The following is a 21,431-nucleotide window of genomic DNA, read 5'->3' on the forward strand; positions in this document are numbered from 1 at the left end:
GCCGGCCGCGGCGGCCGCCACGACGACGACCGGCACCGCGGTGGTCGCCGGGCGCGACGACCTTGCGGCGGTCGCCGCGAAGGTGGCGCCGAGCATCGTGACGGTGCTCATCGACGGCTCCCAGGGCACGTCGCTCGGCTCCGGCGTCGTGCTCGCCGCCGACGGGCTCATCGTCACCAACAACCACGTGGTCGCGTCCGGCGGCACCGCGAGTGTCCGGCTCGCCGACGGCCGCACGGTGCCCGCCGAGGTCCTGGCGACCGACCCCACCCACGACCTCGCCCTGGTGCGTGCCTCCGGCGTCGAGGGCCTGACCCCGGCAACCTTCGGTACGAGCGACAGCGTCGCGGTCGGCGACACCGTGCTCGCGTTCGGGGCCCCGCTCGGCCTCGAGGGCACCGTCACGTCCGGCATCGTGTCCGCGCTCGACCGGGAGCTCAGCCCCGGCGGCGAGAAGCTGACCGGACTGCTGCAGACCGACGCCCCCATCAACGAGGGCAACTCCGGCGGCGCGCTTGTCGACACCTCCGGCCACGTCATCGGCATCAACGTGGCCATCGCCACCGCGAGCCAGCAGGACACCGGCAGCGTCGGCGTCGGCTTCGCCATCCCGGCCGGCACCGTGATGAGCGTCGTGAAGCAGCTCGAGGCCGGGGCCTCCCACTGAAACGTGGGCGACCCCGGTTCCGGGTCCTATCCGGCCAGGTGGCCGTACCGGTCCTCGAGCTCGAGCCAGGTGCCCTGCGCCACCGAGCGGCCGCCGATCAGGACGACCACCCGGTCGGCGCGGGACAGCGCCGCCCGCTTCGACGTCGAGCCGACCACGGTGACGCCGTGCTCGCGCAGCGCCCGCCACAGCTCCAGCTCGGTCGTGACGTCCAGCGCCGACGACACGTCGTCCGCGATCAGCAGCTCGGTGCGCGGCGCCAGGGCCCGGGCCAGCGCCAGCCGTTGCAGCTGGCCGCCGGAGAGCCGGGTGCCCTTGTGCCCGATCAGCAGCTGCAGCCCGCCGCCGGTGGCCGCCAGGTCGTGCTCCAGCTGCGCGGTCGTCACCGCGTCCGCCGCGTCGACCTCGTGGCCGAGCCGGATGTTGTCGGCGACCGTGCCGGACAGCACCCGGGGGAGCTGCGCCACGTAGCCGACCTGGTTCGGCCGCAGGAACAGCTCCGGCTCGTCGACCGGCCGGCCGTTCCAGCGCAGCGCGCCGGTGTGGTGCACGATCCCGGCGAGGGCCCGCAGCAGCGACGACTTGCCGGAGCCGACCGGGCCGACCACCAGCACGAGCTCGCCGCGGTCGACCGTCAGGTCGATGTCCTGCGCGCCGACCGTGCCGTTCTCGTGCACCGCGCTGAAGCCCGCGAGCTCCAGGGAACGCAGCGGGTTCCGCGGCGCCACCGGCGGCGCCAGCGCGGTGCCGGCCGCGATGTCCACGCCCGGCACCGCCGACGAGTACTCGCCGACGCCCGCCATGGCCACCGTCCGCCGGGTCCAGACCCGCGCCGACGGGAAGTGTGACACCAGCGACGCCGTCGTCCAGGCGAACCAGCGGGCCGAGCCGAGCGTCGCCACCGCGATCAGCGTCGCCGCCGCCGACAGGTTGCCGGTCAGGTACATCGCCCACGCCGCGATCGGCAGCAGGCCGCTGAAGATCGACGGGGTGGACCGGGCCCACACCTGGATGGAGATCTCCCGGCGCTGCCGGTCGCTGCGGGCGGTGTCCAGCCGGGCCAGGTGGTGCAGCACCGGCACGGTCGCGCCGGCCAGCTTCACCGTGCGCGCCGCCGACAGCGACGAGACCAGGGCGGTCGCGAACGACGCCCGGGCCGCGACCGTACGCCGGGCGGCACGCTCGAGCCGCGGGCCGAACAGCGTCGCCGCCAGCCCGGAGAGCACCATCGTGCCGACGAAGAACGCGGCCGGGACGTACGACCGCGAGGCCACCGTCATGGCCACGACCATGACCAGGCTGACCGCGGTGTCGATGAGGTTGTCGGCGAGCATGACGACCCGCTCGGTGTCGCCGCCCTGCGCCACCACCTCGGCCGGGGTGTACTTGCTGATCCGGCGCGGGCCGGTCTGGCCGTGCACCAGCCGCATGCTGATCCGCAGCATCTGCCGGACCCACCACTCGGGGAACCAGGCGCCGGTGTAGTACAGCGCCGGGATCGCGGCGAGCAGGCAGATCGCGATGCCGAGCGCCGGCAGCATCGGGTCGCCGATGCCGTCGACGACCTTCGACCACAGCAGCGGCAGGACCGCGCCGTCCAGGCCGAACAGCACCAGCACGACGAAGAACGCGATCGCGCCGAGCCCGTACCGCGGGTCGTTGACGGTCAGCCGGGCGATCTCCCGCATGGTGCGGGCCGGCGGCGGTTCGGGCAGCGGCGGCGGTTCGGCCCTCGGGAGCGTGTTGCCGAGCTCCGTGGCGACCGGCTCGAGCGGTTCGCGCTCCAGCAGCGCCACCCCGCCCGCCGTGCGGGCCGGCGCGGCGACGCTGGAGCTGGCGAGCAGCTCCGCGAAGCGCCGCGACTCGGCCAGCGGGCCGGCCTCGAGCACCTCGCCGTCGGCGAGCACCACGACCTCGTCGCAGCGCCGCACCGACGAGAGCCGGTGCGCGACGATGACGCCGATCCGGCCGTCGAGGAGCCGGTCCGTCGCCCGCTGCACCCACGCCTCGGTGACCGGGTCCATCCGCGCGGTGGCCTCGTCGAGGATCACCACCTGCGGGTGGCGGACCAGGATGCGGGCGAAGGCGACGAGCTGCTCCTGCCCGGCGGACAGCACGTAGCCGCCGTCGCCGAGCCGGGTGTCCACGCCGTCGGGCAGGCCGTTCGCCCAGGACGTCAGCCCCAGCTCCCGCAGCGCGTCCGCCGCCTGCGGCAGCAGCTCCGGGTCGAAGAGCGCGATGTTCTCCGCCAGGGTGCCGGCCAGGATCTCGGTGCGCTGCGGGACGATCGCCGTCCACCGGCGCAGCTGCTCGACGTCGAGGTCGTTGATGTCGGCGCCGCCGAGGAAGACCGTGCCCTGCGGCACGTCGACGGCCCGGGTCAGGATCTTCGCGAGCGTCGACTTGCCGGAGCCGGTGCGGCCGATCAGCGCGTACGAGCGGCCGCGGGCGAACGCCAGGCTCACGTCCCGCAGCGCGGGCGGGCGACCGGAGTCGGACTCGCCGTAGCGGAACGTCAGGTTGCGGATCTCCAGGTCGCCGTCGGCCGGCGGCAGGCCCTCGGTCGGCTCCTGCCGCACGTCGCGCAGCGACCGCACCCGGCTCCAGGCGCCGAGCGCGTTCTGCAGCTCCGGCACCATGCGGGTGACGTGCTCGAGGGTGCCGCCGAAGCCGAGCGCGAGCAGCCACACCGCGGTCAGCCGGGCGCCGTCGATGTGCCCGCCGATCAGGGCCCAGGCGCCGACGATCACGAGGGTGGCGATGAGCAGCCGGGTGATCGCGCCGGCGCCCATGGTGATGCGCGACGACGTGGTCCAGACCTTGCGCCCGCGGGTGAGGACCTCGCGGGCGCGCTGGGCGTAGAGCCGGCGGACGTACGGCGCGGCGAGGCTGGTCCGGACGTCGTCCTGGCCGTGTATGGACTCCTCCATGACGGCTGCCAGGTCGGACCAGGCCTCCTCCTCGCTGATCCGCAGCGGGGAGATCCGCTGGATAGGCCTGGTCAGCAGGGTGACCAGCAGGATCGACACCAGCACCATGCCGAGCGCGGCCGGCCACCAGGCGAAGAACGCGGTCACGATCGAGAGCACCGCGACGGCGAGGGACTGCGCCAGCCGCACGCCGCTGCCGCGCAGCTCGGAGCCGACCTGGTAGACGTCGCCGTCGATGCGGTCGAGCAGCTCGCCGACCGGGGTGTTCTCGAGCGCCGGCAGATCCTGGCCGAAGGCGACCCGGCACAGGCCGCGGCGCACGGCGGCGGTCCAGTCGGCGGTCAGCCCGGCGACGACCAGGCCGACCACGAGGTCGCTGAGCACCGAGACCACCAGGGCCGCGGCGAGCAGCGCGAACAGCGGCAGCGAGCGGTCGACGAGGACGGCACCGGCTAGGCCCAGGGCGCCCGCCTGTCCCGCCGCGCCCAGAACGATCAGGATCGCGACCAGGGCGGTGCGACGGGGCGAAGTAGCCCATAAGTCGCGAAGGAGGCGCATTGTGGTCCTCACGGATAGGGAAGGCGGTGCACCCATCCTGCGGTGCGCGGCCCGCAGGCTCAACGCAATTACGCTGCGCACGGGTATCGCGTGCGTCACCGGCGCGGGTCGTGTTCTCATGTCCTGGTCGCGGAGAGCGGAGGTGAGGGCCATGACCGCCGGGCCACTCGACGCCGAGTTCACGGCCGTGCTGGAGAAGAGCACCGCCGAGAACGGCTGGACGTATGTGATCATGCCCGGGTCGGCCGGATTCTTCGGCACCCGCGGGCTGGTCAAGGTGCGCGGAACCGTCGACGGCGAGCCGTTCCGCAGCTCGTTCATGGCCCTGGGCGACGGCCGTCACAAGCTTCCGGTCAAGGCCGCCCTGCGCCGCAGGATCGGCAAGGAGGCAGGCGCCACCGTCACCGTGCGCCTGTCGGAACGGCTGAGCTGACCCGCAGCGGCAGACCCAGGCTCGTTACCTGAGCTGAGGGAACGGTCAGCCGGCGCGCAGCGTGATCAGGGAGATCTCGCTCGGTGCGAAGATGCGGAACGGCGGCCCCCAGAAGCCGGTGCCCCGCGAGGTGTACAGCTGGGTGCGCTCGCCGTGGCGGCTCAGGCCCTGCAGCACCGGCTGGTCCAGGCGGACCAGGTAGTGGAACGGCCATATCTGGCCGCCGTGCGTGTGGCCGGAGATCTGCAGGTCGACGCCGTGCGCGACCGCGCCCGTCACCTGCTGCGGCTGGTGCGCCAGCAGCAGCACCGGCAGGTCCGGGTCGGCGCCGGCCAGCGCGGCGTCGTGGTCCATGTGGTGGCCCGGCAGCCCCGAGCCCGCGGCGGTGCGGTCGTCCACCCCGGCGAGGATCAGGCTGCTGCCGTCGCGGGTCACCACCAGGTGCCGGTTGTGCAGGGCCTCCCAGCCCAGCGACGCCATGTGCTCGACCCAGCGCTGGGCCCCGCTGAAGTACTCGTGGTTGCCGGTCACGTAGACCCGGGCCAGCCCGGCCCGCACGTCGCCGAGCGGCGCGGCCTGCTCGCGGCGCTGCGCCACCTCGCCGTCCGCGATGTCGCCGGTGTGCGCGACCACGTCCGGTTGCAGCGAGTTGACGACCTCCACCACGCCGCGTGACCAGCGGCTCCGGTCGATGGGCCCGTAGTGCGTGTCGGTCAGCAGCACGACCCGCAGCCCGTCGAGGCCCGCGCCGAGCCGGGGGATGGTCACGTCGACGCGGCGCACCCGCGAGACCCGCATCGCCTCGGCGTACCCCCAGATCAGCAGGACGATCGAGACCAGGGCGACCACCGCCGTGACGATCCGCGAGCGGACCGGGTCGGCGACGCCCGCGAGGGCGAGCGCGAGCCGCAGCACGGTGCCGAGGATCGACCAGACGAAGAGGACCCAGACGACGCCGAGCGCGGTGTCGGCGATGCGGGCGGCGCCGTCGCGGTGGTGGGGCCCGTGCCCGCTGAACATCAGGAACGGGAACGCGGCCGCGGCGGCGGCGAACAGCAGGGTGCCGGCGGCGAACACCGCGCCGGGCCACCGGTTGCCGGACCAGACGAACGTCCACCAGGGCACGCCGAAGAGCAGGAGCAGGACGGCGGCGACGATCAGGCCGAATCGCAGGCCGGGCCCACGCCGGCGACGCGGCGGGTTCTCGGCCTCGACGGTTTCATCCACGGACACAGCAGAAGTCTGCCACGCGGTTTCGGTAAGCGGCCGCGGCCACCGGCTCAGAGGCCGAGTCGCAGCCCGGTGACGCCGGCGGGGGAGTGCGGCCGGGTGGTGGCCCGCAGCAGGTCGGCGTGCACGTCGACCGGCAGCTCGGTGCCGAGCGTGCACAGCGCCGGATAGAGGTCGAGCACGTCGCGGTGGCTGAGCGCGCCCACGCCGATCAGCAGGCCGTTGATCGCGGTGGGCGTGCGGGCCAGTTCGGCGCACAACTCCGCACGCCAGTCGGGGTCGGCGACGTGCGAGGCGAACTCGCGGGCGATCCGGTTGCTGGCCGAGCAGCCCTCCTCGGGCGCGGCGTGCCGCCCCGAGCGGGCCAGCACCGGCGCCATCCGGACCACGACGCCGAGCCGCAGCGCCAGTTCCGGCAGGGTCAGCGCGTCGAGGCCGAACGAGCAGTTGTCACAGAGCCGCTGGAACGTCTGGGCGTGCACGACGACCGCCGGCTGGGCGCACTCGCCGGCCGGGCCGCAGACGGTGTCCATGACGATCTCGGAGAGCCGGCCCGCCGGATCGAAGCGGCCGATGCCGAAGAACTCGGACGGTGTCTCCCGGTAGCGGGCCAGGGCGGCGACCTCGCTGCCGTAACCGTCCGGGTCGATGCCGATGCGGGGTACGCCGTGCTGTGCTCGGAGCTGGATGAGCCGGAACATCCTGTTCACTCCCGTGGGGTCGGTGAAGACGGTGCAACTCGGGATACGCGCCAGGAGGTCCCTCGGTTCAGTCCTTACGCTGGGTATAAGAAAGATTCCGTCGGGCCCGGTGTCCCGTCAAGAGGAAGCAGTCAAATGTTACTGCGTGTAGTGCATACGTCGCGGCGGTAAGTGCCAGCAACATGCCCGCCAGCACGGCCATCAGGCCGCCGTCGAGGGCCCGCCAGGCGGTGGGGAGCGTGACCACGCCGAGCACCAGCCCGGCCTCACATGCGGCCTCGGCGAGGCGCCGTGCACGGTCCGGTTTCATGACCATCACCTTTCCGTCACCCAGGGTGCGTCCGCTTCCCTCCGTAGTGGGATCGACAGCTACGACTTTCGGCAGAGGCCGGCCGGGCCGCGGGCGTCGGCGAGGCCGAGCCAATGACCGACACCGATATCCCTGCGGTGACCGCCACAACCGTGCTGGACGCTTCCCGAAGTCCCCCGTAAGGTGGCCTGAGCGGCGGCGATGGCCATTCGCGCCGGCCCCGGGAAGTGCTCTCGAACTTCGCAAGTTGCCGGGATACCGACCGATAATGGTCATGATCGTAGGCACTGGGAGGAACGAGCGGTGACCGTCGCGGCAACGTCGGCATGGGAGTCCATGCCGGCCCTCATGTATCACTCCGTGTCCGCGGTCGGCGGCCCGCTGAGTGATCTCGCCGTGCCCCGCGAGCGCCTCGCCGAGCAACTCGGCGCGCTCACCGCCGCCGGCTACCGCCTCGTCGGGCTCACCGACGCGCTCGACCTGCTCGAGCAGGGCGACACGGACCGGCTCCTGGCGGTCACCTTCGACGACGGCTACCGGGACTTCCTCACCGAGGGTGTTCCCGTCCTCGCCGCGGCCGGCGCCGGCGCCACCCTGTACGCCTCCGTCGGGCACCTGGGCGAACACGCCGGCTGGCTCGGCCGCTGGGCACCCGACTTCGGCCGCCTGCTGAGCTGGGACGAGCTGGCCGAGGTCGCCGACGCCGGCATCGAGATCGGAAATCACAGCCTGCTGCACCACCCGCTGGACGTGCTGCCGGCCGCGCAACTGCGCGAGGAGATCGTGCGCAGCAAGGACGAGCTCGAGCAGCGCCTGCAGCGGCGGGTCCGCAGCTTCGCCTACCCGCACGGCTACAACGGCGGCCGGGTCCGCGACGCGGTGCTCGCCGCGGGCCACGACAACGCCACCGAGGTCGGCCGGCGGCTGCACCGGCCGGGTGAGCGGCGCTTCGCCGTGCCCCGGCTCCAGCCGACCCCGGGCATGACCGGCGCCGACCTGGTGAGCCTGGTGGCCGGGGGTGGCTCCCCGCTGGTGCCGCGGCTCAAGCAGCTCGCCCAGCCGGGCTGGCGTGCCGTCCGCAGGGTCGCCCGGGCCGCCGGCCGGAACCTCACATGACCACGGGACACCGCGCACCCGGGCGGCTGAACCGCCGGCACCTGCTCGGCCTGGCCGGGCTCGCCGCCGTCCCGCTGGCGGGCCTCGCCGTGCAGCGGATCCGCTCCGGCCAGGCATCCGCCGGTGCCACCGCCGCGCCCGGCCCGGCCGAATCCGCCGGGCCGCCGCCGAGCGCCGCCGCCGGTCCGCGGGTGGTCGTCAAGGGCGGCGGCGCCGTGCCGTTCCGGCCCGGCCGGACCATCCTCGGCTCGTACCTCGCGCTCAAGGACAAATCGTTCACCGAGAGCCTGGCCCTGCGCCGCCGGCAGACCGGCCGCGAACAGCGCATCGTGCACGTCTTCTACGGCTGGACCGACACGCTGCCCGCGCGGATCGACGGCCTGCCCGCGGCCGCCACGCCGATGGTGTCCTGGCGCGGCACCGAGTACTCCGACATCACCTCAGGCGGCAGCGACGCGCTGATCGCCCGGGCCGCCCGGCAGCTGAAGCGGCTGGGCCGGCCGGTGCTGCTGCGCTGGGGCTGGGAGATGAACGGCGACTGGTACCGGTGGGGAACCGTCCGCAACGGCGAGAACCCGGCCGCGTTCGTCGAGTGCTGGAAGCGGCTGCACGGCATCTTCGCCGAGGAGAAGGCGAACAACGTCTCCTGGGTGTGGAGCCCGAACTGGAACCCCGCCCCGGCCGCGGACTGGAATTCCTTCAAGGCGCTCTACCCGGGCGACCGCTACGTCGACTGGGTGGGCGTGTCGGGGTACAACCTGCACCGCGAGACGCCCGACACCCTCTTCGACCCGATCTACGGTGAATTCTCGGCCCGGAAGCCGCTGATGATCACCGAGGTCGGCGCCGTCGACCGCGGCGGCCGGACCAAGGCCGACTGGATCACCCTCTTCGCGCAGTGGGTGGAGGCGCACCCGGCGGTGGGCGGCGTCGTCTGGTTCGACACCGACACCCACCCCGGGTACGCCGAGAAGTGGCGAGTCGACACGGATGTCGACTCGCTCGCCGCCTTCGTGGCGATGGCGAAGAGCGTCCGCTTCAGCGGCTAGCCTTCTCGGCCGCCTCGATCGCGTTGCGGAACAGCATCGCCACGGTCGTCGGGCCCACGCCGCCGACCCGCGGGGTGATCGCGCCGGCCACCGCCGAGACCTCCTCGGCCACGTCCGGCAGCAGCCGCCGGCCCTCGTAACGCACGCCGGCACCGATCACCGTGGCGCCCGGGCGCACGTGCTCCGGCTGGATGATCCCCGGCACGCCGACCGCGGCGATCAGGATCTCGGCGCGCCGGGCGTACCGCTGCCAGTCCGGGACGCCGGTGTGCACGACCGTGACGGCCGCGTTCGCGGTCGGCCGCTTCTGCGACAGCAGCATGGCGAGCGGGCGGCCGATGGTCGCGCCGCGGCCGAGGATGACCACCTCGCGGCCGGCGACGGCGATGTCGTGGTGCGCGAGCAGCGCCTCGATGCCGGCCGGGGTGCACGGCCGGGGCCCGGGCAGCCCGACGGAGAGCCGGCCCAGGTTGAGCGGGTGCATGCCGTCGACGTCCTTGTCCGGGTCGACCGTGAGCAGCGCCGCGTCGTAGTCGATGTGCGCCGGCGGCGGGTACTGGATCAGCAGCCCGTGCACGGACGGGTCCGCGTTCAGCCGGTCGATCGCCCGGAGCAGGTCGTCCTGCGTCGCGGAGGCGCCCAGGTGCTCGTGCGGCGAGACGAAGCCCAGCTCGGCGGCCTGGCGCTGCTTGATCCGGATGTAGCCGGCGCTGGCGTCGTCGTCACCGACCAGGATCGTCGCCAGCGACGGAACGACGCCGCCCTCGCGCAGCTTCGCCGCGCGCTGCGCGACGTCGGCCAGCACCGCGTCGGCCACCGGCTTGCCGGGCAGCAGTCTTGCTTCATGGGGTACGGACATGTGCGTCTACTCCGGCGTGGGCACCCAGGCGGACGGCCCCCACGGCGAGCTCCCCGATGGTGGTCCCCATCCTCGATGCCGCCAGTCGCGTGTCCTGCTCAGTCTACGGCGCCGAGGAAGAGCGTCCGATAGGCGGTGGTGTCCCGGGCCCGGTAGAGGTTGACGGTCATCCGCTGCGCGCCGGGCACGCTCAGCGCCTCGGTCCAGCTGCCGTCCCCGGTCACCGGGACGGTCCGGGCCAGCGCCACCTTCCCCGCGGCGGTGAGCACCCGGAGCTTGTACGGCCCGTCGGCGGCGAGCAGGCCGCTCGCCGAGACCTCGACCCGGCGGTTGCCCGCCGCGTCGACCGGACCCGGCGGCGCCGCCCACAACGCGGTGACGGTGGTGTCGTGCGTCGAGCGGGAGTTGCCGAACGACAGCCAGCAGGCGCCGCCGAGCATCAGCACCACCAGCGCCAGCGGCAGCAGCTGCCGGGCCAGCCGGCGGCGCCCCGCCTGCTCCTGCGCCGCCACGTCCATCGCGTCCTCGACCTCGGCGATCGAGATCACCACGGTGGCGTCCACCGCGGCGCGCGGCAGCCGTACGGTCCGTTCGCCGACACCCACCCGGGCCGGCTGCGCGCCGGCCGGGCCGGGCGCAGGGACCGGCTCCGGCTCCGGCTCCGGTTCCGGTTCCGGTGCATTGAGTGTCGACACCCACGGTGCGACGATCGCGACGAGGGTGACCACGGCCGTGGCGACGGTCCAGGAGACCCGGTCCATGTGCACGGTCGCGACGTACATGGCCAGCCCGGCGACGATCAGCACGCCCATGCTCAGGGCGGGGGTGAGCACGATGCGCTCGAGCGTCGTCAGGTCCCGGCGGCGGAAGAAGACGTCGCTGAGCGCCAGGCCGGGCAGCACGAAGGCGAGCAGCAGGCCGCCGACGATCGCCACCGGCCCGGGCCCCAGCAGAACGGCGGCGCCCGAGGCGACAGTCACACCCGCGACGACGCGGCGGAGCAGGGTGTTCATCGCTGCTCCCCGGTCCGGTAGACGCGGACGGTGCCGTTGTCGTAGAGCCGGTCCATCCCGAGGAGGGTGTCGAACTTGCCGAGCTGCTTGGCGGTCAGCGGCGAGGTGATCCGGCCCGAGCGCGGATCCATCTCGAAGTAGGCGCCGCTCTCCGGCAACTGGGTGCCCAGCCGCCGGTCGACCACCAGATACCGCAGGTGCAGTCGCTGCACGAGATCCTCCTGCTGAAGTCCCCAGGACTCGGCGTAGTACAGCGGGCCGACCTCGCGGACCGGGTCCTGGCGGCCGTAGGTCGAGGCGAGGGAGACCGAGGTCGCGTCGCCGCCGACGCGGTTGCCCGGGCCGAGGACGCGGCGCTGCCACTCGGCGGCCGCCAGCCCGGGCTCGTCGACCGAACGCTCGTAGCCGCCGGCCAGGTACGGCCCCGGCAGCAGCGACGCGATCGGCGGCCAGCCGCCGGCCCGCGCCCCGATCATCAGCAGCGTGATCATCGCCGCGCCGGCCGCGACCCGGCTGTACAGGTTCCAGCCGCCCGGCATGACCACGTCGATCGCCGGGGCGGCGGCGCGCCACCGATGCCCCTCGGCGTCCCGGGCCGGGATCAGCTGCACGCCCCGGACCAGGCCGATCGCGGCCAGGATGGAGATCGGGATGTAGGTGAAGGTGGAGAGCCGACCGGCGATCTCCGGCCCGTTCTGCCCCAGGAACCGCACGGCGTTGCCGGCGAAGAAGGCGAGGCCGCCGACGACCGCGGCCCACCGCCACCAGTCCCGGTCGTGGCGCTGCACCATGTCGCGGGTGACGGCCACGGAGAGCACGAGCAACCCGAGCAGGCCCGCACCCTGCACCACGAGCTGGCCGACGGCGACCGGCGCGGACGCCGAGGCCGGGTCGCTCTCGCCGGACACCAGCTGCGACAAGGTGCGGACGACCTGGTCGATCGGGTCCTGCAGATAGCCGAGGACGTCGGCGGCGACCAGCAGGATCCACGCCGCCACCACCGCGAATGCGGACGCCGGCATGACCAGCGCGGACCAGCGCCGCGGCCGCTCGGTGATCAGCTCGGCGACGGCGAGCAGCAGCAGCGTCGCCACCAGCGCGAATGCGGTGACGTGGTGGCTGACCGTGGTCAGCACCGTCGAACCCACCGCGACCCAGGCGAACCGCCCCCCGCCGTCGATCCGCCACCGCCGGACCGCCCACACCGTCAGCATGAAGAACGGCAGCGCGGCGGTCTGGTACAGGAACATCGAGTTGAAGAAGAGGTAGTGCAGGGCGGTCGCATACGTGGCGCAGGCGACGCCGGCGACCGCGGGCGAGTTGCTGGCCCGCAGCACGACGGCGAAGAACAGGCCGACGAAGACCAGGTGCGCGACGCCGGCGACGATGACGCCGGCGGCCGTCACCGGAAGCCCGGTCATCGCCGCGACGGCCGCGCCCATCTCGGCCAGGCCGGGGAAGTGCTGGGCGGGCGGCAGGGCCGGGTTCGGCTGGAACAGCTTTCCGGTCTCCGCGATGACCGTCGTCGCGAGCCAGTGCTGCAGTTCGTCGGGGAACCGGAACTGGTCCGGGCTGTACATCCACTTGAGCAGGTACTGATTCAGGGCCAGGCCCATGACCAGCACGAACGACTCGGCGACACCGGCCATCCGGCGGCTGAGCAGCCGCACGACGACCGGGGTGAAGACCACGACCTGCCCGACCCAGTACGCGATCTGGGCGTTGCCGTTGCTGGCCCGGCCGCCGGCGTAGGCGAGGGCGACCAGGACCACGCCCAGCGCCGAGATCGTCAGCACGGCCGGGGCGTGCCCGAGGTCGAGGGGCTCGCGGCGGGCGCGGGCGGGCTTGGGGGCGCGGCCGGGATCGGGCGCCGGCGGCGCCTCGGTGCGCGGGGTGGCCCGGCGGCCGGGTACCACCGGGATGACGGCGGTGGCGACATCGGTCGGCGCGGCCACCTTGAACGCCGGGATCACCATGGTCTGGTCCGGGGCCGGCAGCGGGATGACCATGGTCTCCTCGCCGGGGGCGGCGGCGGGCCGCTCGGCGGCGGGCCGCTCGGCGGGCGGCGGCACCTTCAGCACGACGGTGTCCTCGGGTGAGGCGATGCGCAGGATGACCGTGTCCTCGACGCTCGCGGGGGCGCCGGGCCCGGACGGCGGGATCGCCGCCTTCGGCACGCCGGAGGTGGTCTGCAGGTCCGCCGCCGCGGGTCCGGACGCGTCGGATCGCGCGGGCGCCGGCGGGCGTACCCGGCCTGGCCCGCGGGTGGCCTCCGGCTGCGCGGCGTCGGTCCTGCTCGGTTCGGTCGGCCGCTGGCCGGCCGAGCGCTGGTCCGCCATGGGCTGGGCCTCCGTGGCGTCGTCGGGGGATTCGAACTGCGAGCTGGGCATATTCGTCCTCCGGACCGAGAATGCCCCGTGCGGAACGAACTTTCCGGTGAACGGCCGACTCGGCACGATCAGCGGCTGCTTCCGGTCTTCGCCCGGGCGGCCCGGCGGCCCTTCAGGTAGGCGCGCGGGCCCGCCAGCATGCCGCGGCGGTTGGCCGTCAGCAGCTCCCGGGGGAAGTCCTCGCGCAGCGTCGACACCCGCAGGCTGTCCTTGCTGGTGAGGTCGCGCAGCGCACCCGGCGCCAGCCGCAGCAGCGGCCAGAGCAGTCCCGGGCGCTTCAGCAGCAGGCTGGTGTACGCGGCGGTCAGCCCGGCGCCGTACCCGACCATCTGCTTGTGCAGGCCCTCGAGGTCGCGCCGGTGGTAGTGGTGGGTCACCGCGGTGGGCTGGTAGACGATCGTGCCGCCGCCGACCAGCACCTGGGTGAACGCCAGGGTGTCCTCCGAGCCCATCGCCGGCGTGCCGGCACCGAGCGCGGTGTCCCAGCCGCCGATGCGCTCGATGACGCCCGGGCGGAAGGTCATGTTCGCGCCGGTGCCGAACGGCGGCAGCGGGTACAGCGGGCTCTGGATGTGTGCGGTCGCGGGGCTGAACACGTCGGGCTTGAAGCCGCGGCCCTTGCTGTGCCCGCCGAACTGCTCGAACCAGAGCTGCGCCTGGGTCTCCAGCTCGGCCGGGACGATCACGCCGGAGACGACGTCCGCCTCGGGGTGGTCGGCCAGCGCCCGGGCGACCTCGGCGAGCCAGTTGACGTCCGCGTACTCGTCGTCGTCGATCCAGGCCAGGATCTCGCCCGGCGCGGCCGCGACCGCGGCGTTGCGGGCGAAGGAGAGGCCGCCGCGCGGCTCGACCAGGTATTCGACGTTGCCGCGGCGGGCCGCGGAGCGGACCACCTCGGCGGTCGCGTCGGTCACCGGTGCGTTGTCGACGACCAGGATGCGGAAGTCCGGGTACGCCTGCGCGAGCAGGCTGTCCAGGCAGCGGGCCAGGGCGCCCGGCCGCTCCCGGGTGCAGATCACCACGGTGATCGGCGGCGCGCCGGCGAGCACCTCGCGGCGCCGGGCCAGGAAGGCCGGCTCGGTCGCCGGCGTGATGCCGTCGATCGGCAGCGTGGCCAGTGCCAGGCCGGCGAGCCGCGGCGCGAGCGCCGTGCCGAGCTCGGCCTCGATCGCGGCCGCCAGCCCGGCGGGCCGCAGGCCACGGGCCGGCACGTCGACGAGCACCGTGCCGAGGGGCTCGGTGAAGAGCCGGACGAGCACCCAGGCCTGCAGGACGCGGCGGCCGTCGGCACCCACGCCGGCGACGGCTGGCAGCGGGTCGGAGAGCTCCAGGTCGAGCACGATCGCGGGCAGCGCCTCGCCGCTGGGCTCGAACGCGGGCGCGGTGATCATCTCGTCGAGGCGCGGTGCCGGCGCCCAGACCTTGCCGTTCACCCCGGCGGTCATCGGGCGACTCCGGCCGGGACGGCGCGGCGGGCGGTGACGGTCTCGACGACTCCGCCGAATCCGGCCGCGGCGACGCCGGCGAGCACGCCGCCGGCCTTGAGCGCGTGGTGCGCGCCGCGGCCGCGGGTGGCGGCGGCGAGGTTGCGGAACACCGCCCTGGGCAGCGAGCGCAGGTAGTCCTGCTCCGAGCCGAGGCTCTGCGAGCCGTCGAGCAGCCCGGCCATCGCGACCTTGCCGCGCCCCTCGGCGTAGCACCGGCGCAGGAAGAAGCCGAACGTGGAGTGGGTGGCCGGCACCTCGTGGCGGATCGTCGCGTGCGGCACGTAGATCCACTGGCCGCCGCCGAGCGCGCTCATCCGCAGGCACAGCTCGGTGTCCTCGGGCCGGTTCTGGTTGCCGAGCTTGCCGAAGCCGGTCCGGAAGCCGCCGACCGCCAGGAACGTCTCGCGGCGCACCACCATGCTTGCCGACCACACGTTGCGGATCGGCGCGGTGGTCGTCGGCATCCCGGCGTACGAGCCGCCGACCGCCCACAGGAACTCCGCCGGCATCCAGCGCGGCTCGGCCTTCGCCCAGGCGGGGTGGATGCCGCCGCCGGTGCCGACCACCTTCGGGTCCGCGAACGGCACGACCAGGCCGGCCAGCCAGTCGGGGCTCGCGACGGTGTCGTCGTCGAGGAACGCGATCAGCGAGGTGCTGGTGTGGAAGGCGCCGGTGTTGCGGTTGCCGGACACGCCCTGGGCGTAGAGGTTCTCCAGGACGGTCACGCCGCCCAGGTCACGCCGGGCCCGGCGGAACAGGGCCGGGTTGTGGTCGACCACGACGATGATCTCGGCGGGCGCGTACGTCTGCGACCGGGCGGAGGCGACGGTGCGCACCAGCGCGGACCAGCGCTGCTCGGTGTGGGTCGGGATGACGATGCTGACTGCGGGGCGGGGGGTGGATTCCACGCTGGGCTCCTCGGGCGGATGGCGGGACCGGGACTGCAGAGCGGGAGAGCTCAGTCCTCGCGGGTGGTGCGGGCCTGCAGGGCCTTGATGTCGTCGGTGCGTCGGGTGCCGACCTCGTCGCGACGGGCGCCCCGGTTGAGGTGCGCGACGTGCCGGGGGCCGGCGGGCGGGGTGGCCCCGGTGGCCGGCGGCCGGTTGACGACCTTGTTCAGCGCGTGCACCGGCGCGGTGTTCGCGGGCCGGGCGGTCGGGTGCTGGTGCACCGTGTTGCCCGCGCCGCCGGCGCGGTTGTGGCGCATCCGGCGCATCCGGCCGTACTCGCTGAAGATGGTGCGCAGCACGCGGAAGCCGTCGCGGAAGGTGTTCAGGTTGCTCTGGCCGTGGATGCGGGCGTGCTCGATGCTGCCCACCTCGCCGACCTTCATGCCGTCGGCGGCGGCCCGGATGTTGATCATCGTCTCGATCTCGAAGCCGTCGCCCCAGAGCTTGCTGCCGTCGACGGGGCGCGGCAGCGTCGGGTCCGGCAGTGCCAGGGTCGGGACGACCCGGCGCCAGAAGGCGTTGTAGCCGTAGCAGAGGTCGGTGAACCGGGTCCCGAACAGGACGTTCACCACCAGGTTGAGGCCGTCGTTGCCGAGCTTGCGCAGCTTGGTGATGTCGTGGCTGTGCCCGCCCTTGTCGAAGCGGGACCCCTTCACGAAGTCGGCGCCGTCGACGAGCTTGGCGACGAAGCTCGGGATCTCGCTCGGGTCGGTCGAGCCGTCGGCATCGATCATCACGATGATGTCGCTGGTGCAGGCGGCGAAGCCGCAGGCCAGGGCATTGCCCTTGCCGGTGCGGGTCTGCTGGACGATCACCGCGTCCGGCCGCAGTTCGAGGGCCACCGCGACGGTGCGGTCCTGGGACCCGCCGTCGACCACGATCACCTCGCTGATGCCCTCGGGGAGCTTGGCGAACACGTGGGGCAGGTTCCGCTCCTCGTTCAAGGTCGGAATCACGACGCTTACGGTCGGTGATGACTGGCCGTTACTCGCCGTGTCTCCGGAGGCCGTGAACTGCTGCATGTGGGTCCCTTCAGGGGCGGCGGATGCGACTGAATCGGTCGTTTCCGGGGGCAGAAACTCAGCCGCTCGCTTCTGACGACAAATCTAGTCGAACGCTACTCAGCGTCAACTAACCGAAGAGCCATGCTGACGATATCCGTGCGTTGAACCGCGACTGATCGAATGACCAGGGGGTATTCACTCGGGCAACAAGAATGACCACAAGCCCCAGTCGTCACACTCAGTAACGGACATTGGGGCACGCGGGGCCGGAGAGGGGCCGTCGGGCGCCATTTCGGGGAAATCGATGGATCTCAGGCGGCGATTGGCGCATAACGTTAATGTCGGATTTTTACGACGTGATCGGGATCACTCGCAGTGTTGTCACTGAGCGTGTTCTGCAGGGTGCAGAACGGTTATATCTCGGCCGGGCGGCGGGGTTGGCCCGTCGATGTATAGGTTGTCAAGGTGACCTGCGCGCCCGCCCCGCCACGTAACGCACGGTCGACGACACTGTGGGTGAACCGGTGACGGCGGCCGAAGCGCTGTGTGTCTGCGGCCATCCGCGATCCGCACACGAACACCACCGCGCGGGCACCGAGTGCACGTTCTGCGGCCCCGAGGTCTGCCCCCGCTACCGGCGTCGCCGCTGGTGGCACCGGCGCGGCTGATCCCGCCACCCGCCCGCGCGGCGGCCTGGCCGGCCTCGCGCGCGGCGGACGGTCGGCCTCGTGTGCGGCGGACGGCCGGCCTCGCGCGTTCAAAGGGTGGACCACGGGTGGTGAATGCCTACTTATTCTGTAGGCTAACTACCACTCTGGCGGGCGCCGCGCACCCTCGCGCGGCGCGTCGCACCGCGCGAGGAGGGACCCCCCATGCCGCTCCCAGACTTCCTGATCGCCGGCGTGCCCAAGGCGGGCACCACCGCGCTGCACGCGGCGCTGGTCCGCCATCCGGGCCTGTTCCTGCCCGCGGTGAAGGAGCCCAAGTTCTTCCTCACCGACGGCCGCCCGCCGCGCACGGGTGGCCCCGGCGACGTGCAGACCTACCAGGAGCACGTCTGGCGCCGCGCCGACTACGAGGCGCTCTTCGCCTCCGCCCCGGCGGGCGCGCTGCGCGGCGAGGCCACACCCTTCTACCTGTACGACCACGACGCGCACGACCGCATCCGCGCCCTGGTCCCGGCGGCGCGGCTGATCCTGCTGCTGCGCGACCCGGTGGACCGGGCGCACTCCAACTGGACCCACCTGTGGAACGCCGGCCTCGAGCCGGAGGCCGACTTCCTCACCGCCTGCCGCGCCGAGCAGTGGCGCCGGGCCGACGGCTGGGCGGACTTCTGGCACTACATCAGCCTGGGCCTGTACGGCCGCCAGGTGCAGCACCTGTACAAGGTCTTCCCCCGCGAGCAGGTGCTGCTGCTGCGCTACCGCGACTTGAAGGACGCGCCCGCCGCCACGCTCGACCGGGTCTGCGACTTTCTCGGCGTACCCACCGGGGTGCTCCGGGAGATACCGAAGGAGAACGTGAACCGGCACGTCGTCGAGGACAACGGCGTCAACCGGGTGCTGCGCGGCCTGCTGCGCGCCGGCGGGCAGTTCGGTCACCGCGCCCCGGTGCCGCTGCGGCTGGCGGCCCGCGGGCCGCTCCTCACGCTGCTGCACCGCAAGCGCGGCACCCGGCCGGTGACCACGCCGCAGGAGCGCGCCGCGCTGCTGCCGCTCTTCGCCGACGACATCGCGCTGCTGCAGGACGTCACGGGGGAGCGCTACGACGACTGGATGGCGGTCGACCGACACGCCAGCGCGTCGTAATCCCTAGCTTCCCCATAGCTAATGCAAACTTGACCGGAAACTCTTCGCTGTGCCGCTGAAGCCACGAAACGGAGCCGTCTTGTCCCTCGGAACCCAAGCCCTGCCGCTGCCACGCTGGGAAGATGCGACAGTGGTGGTCGATCCGCCCGGCGACGAGCCGGGAGCGTGGGCGGGCGCGCCGTCGTCGATCGTCGCGGACGGCCACGTCTACCTCGCCTACCGCCTGCGGGTGCCGATCGGCGAGGGGCGCGGCATCTCCAACGTCGTGGCCCGCTCCGCCGACGGGCTGCACTTCACCGTCGTCGCCGAGGTGGGCAAGGACCGCTTCGGCGCGGAGTCGCTCGAGCGCCCGGCCCTGGTGCGCACGCCGGAGGGGCGGTGGCGGCTCTACGTCAGCGTCGCCACCCCCGGCACCAAGCACTGGCGTGTCGACCTGCTCGAGGCCGGCACCCCGGAGGGCCTGGCCGCCGCCGTGCCGATCACGGTGCTCGCCGGCGACGAGACCGTCGGCGTCAAGGACCCCGTGCTGCACCACGACGCTCACGGCTGGCACCTCTGGGCCTCGGTGCACCCGCTGGAATCCTGGGACGACGCCGACCGCATGACCACGGAGTACGCGACCAGCCCCGACGGCGTGCGCTGGACCTGGCGCGGCACGGCGCTGGCGGGACGCCCGGGCCGGTGGGACGCGCGCGGCGTGCGGGTCTCCTCGGTGGTGGTCGACGGCGACACGATCGTGGCCGCCTACGACGGGCGCGCCACGGCGGGGGAGAACTGGGAGGAGCGCACCGGCACGGCCCGCGGCGTGCGGCTGCCGGACGGCAGCTTCGGCGAGCTGACCGCGGAGGACGGCGAGCCCGTCGGCAGCCCGCACGCCCCGTACGGCCTGCGCTACCTGAGCCTGGTGACCATGCCCGGCGGCCGGCAGCGGATCTACTACGAGACCACCCGCGAGGACGGCGCGCACGACCTGCGCACGGAGCCCGGGTACTGAGATTTCCGCCGGAGGTGACGGGTCTGAGAGCCCCGTCACCTCGGCGGAGCCTGCGGCGCCCGTCGTGATCGACTTGTCCTAGCGTCAGATGCACAAGAGCCCGGTCTCCGGCGTCCGCCACCATCAACGGCGGATCCATGGCGAGACCGTAATGGCGGAGCCCGTCCCACGAGGACGGGCTCCGCCATTTTTGTGCCCTCCGCCGGTTGCCGCGCACAGCGCTGGGTGACCAATTCCGTCCCCTGGCTACGGCAGGTAGTTGAGGCGTGTCGGTTCGTAGGGATATAACCCGCCTGCACCCCAGGATTCACGCAGAGTGACGACGCTGCGGGTGATCCCGGCCACTCGCACCGGTCGGACCTGGAAGCCTCGTGCCTGCGGGTGCTTGTCGTGCCCGTTTGCGGCAGCTGCTCCCAATGCGCCGCCGCGTCGCCGCCGGCCTGCCTGTCTGGGCGAAACTCGCGGGACGGGGCGGGGCGGGAGGGGCGGATGCCGCGGCACCTCGATCGTTCGGTCAGCCGCGACACGACGGCCGGCGATTGTCACCCCGTCTTTGCGGTCAGTTGACCCTGGGTAACTCTTTGCTAGATTTGGTACAGAAGCGAGCGAGTCAGGCTTCTCCCCAGAAAGCCTCAAACAAGCCGCATCTGCCGCCATGGAGGAACCGACATGCCGCTCATCGCGAGTTCGAACACCACGAAGCGTGATGACAAGGAGTCACCCAGGGTGAACGGTGGCCAGCGCAAGCCTGCCGCGGGCAACAAGCCGCGGCCCAGCACGGCCCCCTCCTGGTGAACCTCGGCGGCGCCACGCCGCTAGCGTTTGGCCCGCCGGCCGCCGGGTAACGATGTTGCGACCGTGGCGCGTGCGGCGGAGGTTGGCGGGAGCGAGATGCGGACGCTGGGCGGGCGGTACCGGCTCGAACGGCGCATCGGCGTCGGCGGCATGTCCGAGGTGTGGCGCGGCCACGACCGGGTGCTCGACCGGCCCGTGGCCGTCAAGATCATGGCGCCGGCGGTCGAGGGCACCCTCGGCGAGGCCGGCGGGGTCGAAATGGTCCGCACCGAGGCCCGGTCCGCCGCGCGGCTCGCCCACCCCAACGTGGCGGGCGTGCACGACTTCGGCACCTCGCCCGCACCGGACCGTGAGGTGCCGTACATCGTCATGGAACTGGTCGAGGGGCAGACGCTGAGCGAGCACCTCGGCGCCGGGCTGTTCGACTGGCGCATCGTCGTCCGGATCTGCGCGGAGGTCGCCGCCGCCCTCGCCGCCGCGCACGCGGAGCGGGTCGTGCACCGCGACATCAAGCCCGCGAACATCATGCTCACCCCGTCCGGGGCGAAGGTGCTGGACTTCGGCATCGCGGCCCCGGTCGGCAGCCACGATCCGGATCCCGACGGGCCGGTCATGGGCACCCCCGCCTACGTCGCCCCGGAGCGTTTCGCGGGCGTGCCGGCGACCCCGGCGTCCGACATGTACTCGCTCGGCGTGCTGCTCTACCACTGCCTCTCGGGGCGGCTGCCCTGGACGGCGGCCGGACACAGCGAACTGGTGCACGCCCAGCGCCACCTGGATCCCGCGCCGCTGCCGCACATCGAGGGGCTGGCACCCGAGGTGGTCGATCTCTGCTCGCGCTGCCTGCACCGGGATCCGGCCGAGCGGCCCACCGCGCTGGTCGCGGCGCTGCTGCTGGCCGAGGCCGTCGACGCCCGGGTGTACGTCCCGCTGCTCGACCCGGGCGCGGCGACGCCGCGGCCGTCCGTGGTGCCGGCCTGGGACGCGCGCGCCGCCGAGGAGCCGACGAACGCCGTCCGGCCCGAGGACCCCCGTCACCAGGAGGAAAGGCCCGAGCGCCCCGGCCACCAGGAGGAAAGGCCCGAGGACCCCGGCCACCAGCAGGAGCGGCCCGGACGGCACCGGGCCGGCTGAGCC

The 21,431-nt window shown here is 73.2% G+C and carries 17 protein-coding genes; 7 read left to right on the top strand and 10 right to left on the bottom strand.

What is annotated here, in order from left to right:
* Window positions 1-667, top strand: a 667-nt coding sequence (locus AB0F10_RS27535; RefSeq protein WP_360631013.1) for a trypsin-like peptidase domain-containing protein, incomplete at its 5' end; no start/stop codon positions are given.
* 26 nt (window positions 668-693) lie between these two features.
* Here AB0F10_RS27535 and AB0F10_RS27540 read toward each other — a convergent pair.
* On the bottom strand, window positions 694-4,155 hold the full coding sequence (locus AB0F10_RS27540; RefSeq protein ID WP_360631016.1) for an ABC transporter ATP-binding protein/permease: 3,462 nt from the start codon (window positions 4,153-4,155) through the stop codon (window positions 694-696).
* Window positions 4,156-4,306: 151 nt separating this feature from the next.
* On the opposite strand from AB0F10_RS27540, the gene AB0F10_RS27545 reads away from it, so the two are divergent.
* Entirely contained in the window at window positions 4,307-4,588 is a 282-nt protein-coding gene (locus AB0F10_RS27545; protein ID WP_360631019.1) for a DUF1905 domain-containing protein, read from the top strand.
* 45 nt (window positions 4,589-4,633) lie between these two features.
* On the opposite strand, the gene AB0F10_RS27550 is transcribed toward AB0F10_RS27545, so the two are convergent.
* The 3 genes from AB0F10_RS27550 to AB0F10_RS27560 all read right to left on the bottom strand — a co-directional run bounded on the left by AB0F10_RS27550 (window position 4,634) and on the right by AB0F10_RS27560 (window position 6,829).
* On the bottom strand, window positions 4,634-5,821 hold the full coding sequence (locus AB0F10_RS27550; RefSeq protein ID WP_360631022.1) for a metallophosphoesterase: 1,188 nt from the start codon (window positions 5,819-5,821) through the stop codon (window positions 4,634-4,636).
* 47 nt (window positions 5,822-5,868) lie between these two features.
* On the bottom strand, window positions 5,869-6,519 hold the full coding sequence (locus AB0F10_RS27555; RefSeq protein WP_360631082.1) for a hypothetical protein: 651 nt from the start codon (window positions 6,517-6,519) through the stop codon (window positions 5,869-5,871).
* Window positions 6,520-6,586: 67 nt separating this feature from the next.
* The gene (locus AB0F10_RS27560; protein WP_360631025.1) at window positions 6,587-6,829 is read right to left on the bottom strand and encodes a hypothetical protein; all 243 of its coding nucleotides are present in this window, start codon (window positions 6,827-6,829) and stop codon (window positions 6,587-6,589) included.
* A 303-nt stretch (window positions 6,830-7,132) separates the two neighbouring features.
* On the opposite strand from AB0F10_RS27560, the gene AB0F10_RS27565 reads away from it, so the two are divergent.
* Together AB0F10_RS27565 and AB0F10_RS27570 are read left to right on the top strand one after the other, a co-directional pair.
* The gene (locus AB0F10_RS27565; RefSeq protein WP_360631028.1) at window positions 7,133-7,945 is read left to right on the top strand and encodes a polysaccharide deacetylase family protein; all 813 of its coding nucleotides are present in this window, start codon (window positions 7,133-7,135) and stop codon (window positions 7,943-7,945) included.
* On the top strand, window positions 7,942-8,994 hold the full coding sequence (locus AB0F10_RS27570; protein ID WP_360631031.1) for a glycosyl hydrolase: 1,053 nt from the start codon (window positions 7,942-7,944) through the stop codon (window positions 8,992-8,994). Before AB0F10_RS27565 ends, AB0F10_RS27570 begins: the two co-directional genes overlap by 4 nt.
* Here AB0F10_RS27570 and AB0F10_RS27575 read toward each other — a convergent pair.
* From AB0F10_RS27575 to AB0F10_RS27600, 6 genes are all read right to left on the bottom strand, one after another.
* Window positions 8,984-9,853 (bottom strand): tetrahydrofolate dehydrogenase/cyclohydrolase catalytic domain-containing protein, encoded by an 870-nt coding sequence (locus AB0F10_RS27575; RefSeq protein WP_360631034.1) that lies wholly within the window; start codon window positions 9,851-9,853, stop codon window positions 8,984-8,986. The genes AB0F10_RS27570 and AB0F10_RS27575 overlap by 11 nt on opposite strands.
* Before the next feature lie 98 nt (window positions 9,854-9,951).
* Complete coding sequence (locus tag AB0F10_RS27580; protein ID WP_360631037.1) at window positions 9,952-10,866, bottom strand: hypothetical protein; 915 nt, start codon at window positions 10,864-10,866, stop codon at window positions 9,952-9,954.
* Window positions 10,863-13,256, bottom strand: a complete 2,394-nt coding sequence (locus AB0F10_RS27585) for a hypothetical protein (RefSeq protein WP_360631040.1) — start codon at window positions 13,254-13,256, stop codon at window positions 10,863-10,865. The genes AB0F10_RS27580 and AB0F10_RS27585 overlap by 4 nt, the downstream gene beginning before the upstream one ends.
* A gap of 68 nt (window positions 13,257-13,324) precedes the next feature.
* On the bottom strand, window positions 13,325-14,701 hold the full coding sequence (locus tag AB0F10_RS27590; protein WP_360631043.1) for a glycosyltransferase family 2 protein: 1,377 nt from the start codon (window positions 14,699-14,701) through the stop codon (window positions 13,325-13,327).
* Window positions 14,698-15,651 (bottom strand): glycosyltransferase, encoded by a 954-nt coding sequence (locus AB0F10_RS27595; RefSeq protein ID WP_360631046.1) that lies wholly within the window; start codon window positions 15,649-15,651, stop codon window positions 14,698-14,700. Before AB0F10_RS27595 ends, AB0F10_RS27590 begins: the two co-directional genes overlap by 4 nt.
* A gap of 50 nt (window positions 15,652-15,701) precedes the next feature.
* The gene (locus AB0F10_RS27600; RefSeq protein ID WP_360631049.1) at window positions 15,702-16,649 is read right to left on the bottom strand and encodes a glycosyltransferase family 2 protein; all 948 of its coding nucleotides are present in this window, start codon (window positions 16,647-16,649) and stop codon (window positions 15,702-15,704) included.
* A 920-nt stretch (window positions 16,650-17,569) separates the two neighbouring features.
* Here AB0F10_RS27600 and AB0F10_RS27605 point away from each other — a divergent pair.
* The 3 genes from AB0F10_RS27605 (at window position 17,570) to AB0F10_RS27615 (ending at window position 21,428) form a co-directional block, all read left to right on the top strand.
* Window positions 17,570-18,505 carry a sulfotransferase domain-containing protein gene (locus AB0F10_RS27605; RefSeq protein ID WP_360631052.1) on the top strand — a complete coding sequence of 312 codons (936 nt, stop codon included), beginning with the start codon at window positions 17,570-17,572 and terminating at the stop codon, window positions 18,503-18,505.
* Between the two features lie 79 nt (window positions 18,506-18,584).
* Window positions 18,585-19,499: a hypothetical protein gene (locus tag AB0F10_RS27610; protein ID WP_360631055.1), complete on the top strand. Its 915-nt coding sequence runs from the start codon at window positions 18,585-18,587 to the stop codon at window positions 19,497-19,499.
* Between the two features lie 891 nt (window positions 19,500-20,390).
* On the top strand, window positions 20,391-21,428 hold the full coding sequence (locus AB0F10_RS27615) for a serine/threonine-protein kinase (RefSeq protein ID WP_360631058.1): 1,038 nt from the start codon (window positions 20,391-20,393) through the stop codon (window positions 21,426-21,428).
* Window positions 21,429-21,431: the final 3 nt, after the last annotated feature.

Source organism: Actinoplanes sp. NPDC026623, assembly GCF_040638275.1.
In the GTDB taxonomy this organism is placed as follows: Bacteria; Actinomycetota; Actinomycetes; order Mycobacteriales; family Micromonosporaceae; genus Actinoplanes.

What these genes read in the sequence shown, in the direction of transcription:
- AB0F10_RS27540 (WP_360631016.1), bottom strand. Translation starts at nt 4,155, where the DNA reads ATGCGCCTCCTTCGCGACTTATGGGCTACTTCGCCCCGTCGCACCGCC.
- AB0F10_RS27545 (WP_360631019.1), top strand. Translation starts at nt 4,307, where the DNA reads ATGACCGCCGGGCCACTCGACGCCGAGTTCACGGCCGTGCTGGAGAAG.
- AB0F10_RS27555 (WP_360631082.1), bottom strand. Translation starts at nt 6,519, where the DNA reads ATGTTCCGGCTCATCCAGCTCCGAGCACAGCACGGCGTACCCCGCATC.
- AB0F10_RS27560 (WP_360631025.1), bottom strand. Translation starts at nt 6,829, where the DNA reads ATGAAACCGGACCGTGCACGGCGCCTCGCCGAGGCCGCATGTGAGGCC.
- AB0F10_RS27570 (WP_360631031.1), top strand. Translation starts at nt 7,942, where the DNA reads ATGACCACGGGACACCGCGCACCCGGGCGGCTGAACCGCCGGCACCTG.
- AB0F10_RS27575 (WP_360631034.1), bottom strand. Translation starts at nt 9,853, where the DNA reads ATGTCCGTACCCCATGAAGCAAGACTGCTGCCCGGCAAGCCGGTGGCC.
- AB0F10_RS27580 (WP_360631037.1), bottom strand. Translation starts at nt 10,866, where the DNA reads ATGAACACCCTGCTCCGCCGCGTCGTCGCGGGTGTGACTGTCGCCTCG.
- AB0F10_RS27585 (WP_360631040.1), bottom strand. Translation starts at nt 13,256, where the DNA reads ATGCCCAGCTCGCAGTTCGAATCCCCCGACGACGCCACGGAGGCCCAG.
- AB0F10_RS27590 (WP_360631043.1), bottom strand. Translation starts at nt 14,701, where the DNA reads ATGACCGCCGGGGTGAACGGCAAGGTCTGGGCGCCGGCACCGCGCCTC.
- AB0F10_RS27605 (WP_360631052.1), top strand. Translation starts at nt 17,570, where the DNA reads ATGCCGCTCCCAGACTTCCTGATCGCCGGCGTGCCCAAGGCGGGCACC.
- AB0F10_RS27615 (WP_360631058.1), top strand. Translation starts at nt 20,391, where the DNA reads ATGCGGACGCTGGGCGGGCGGTACCGGCTCGAACGGCGCATCGGCGTC.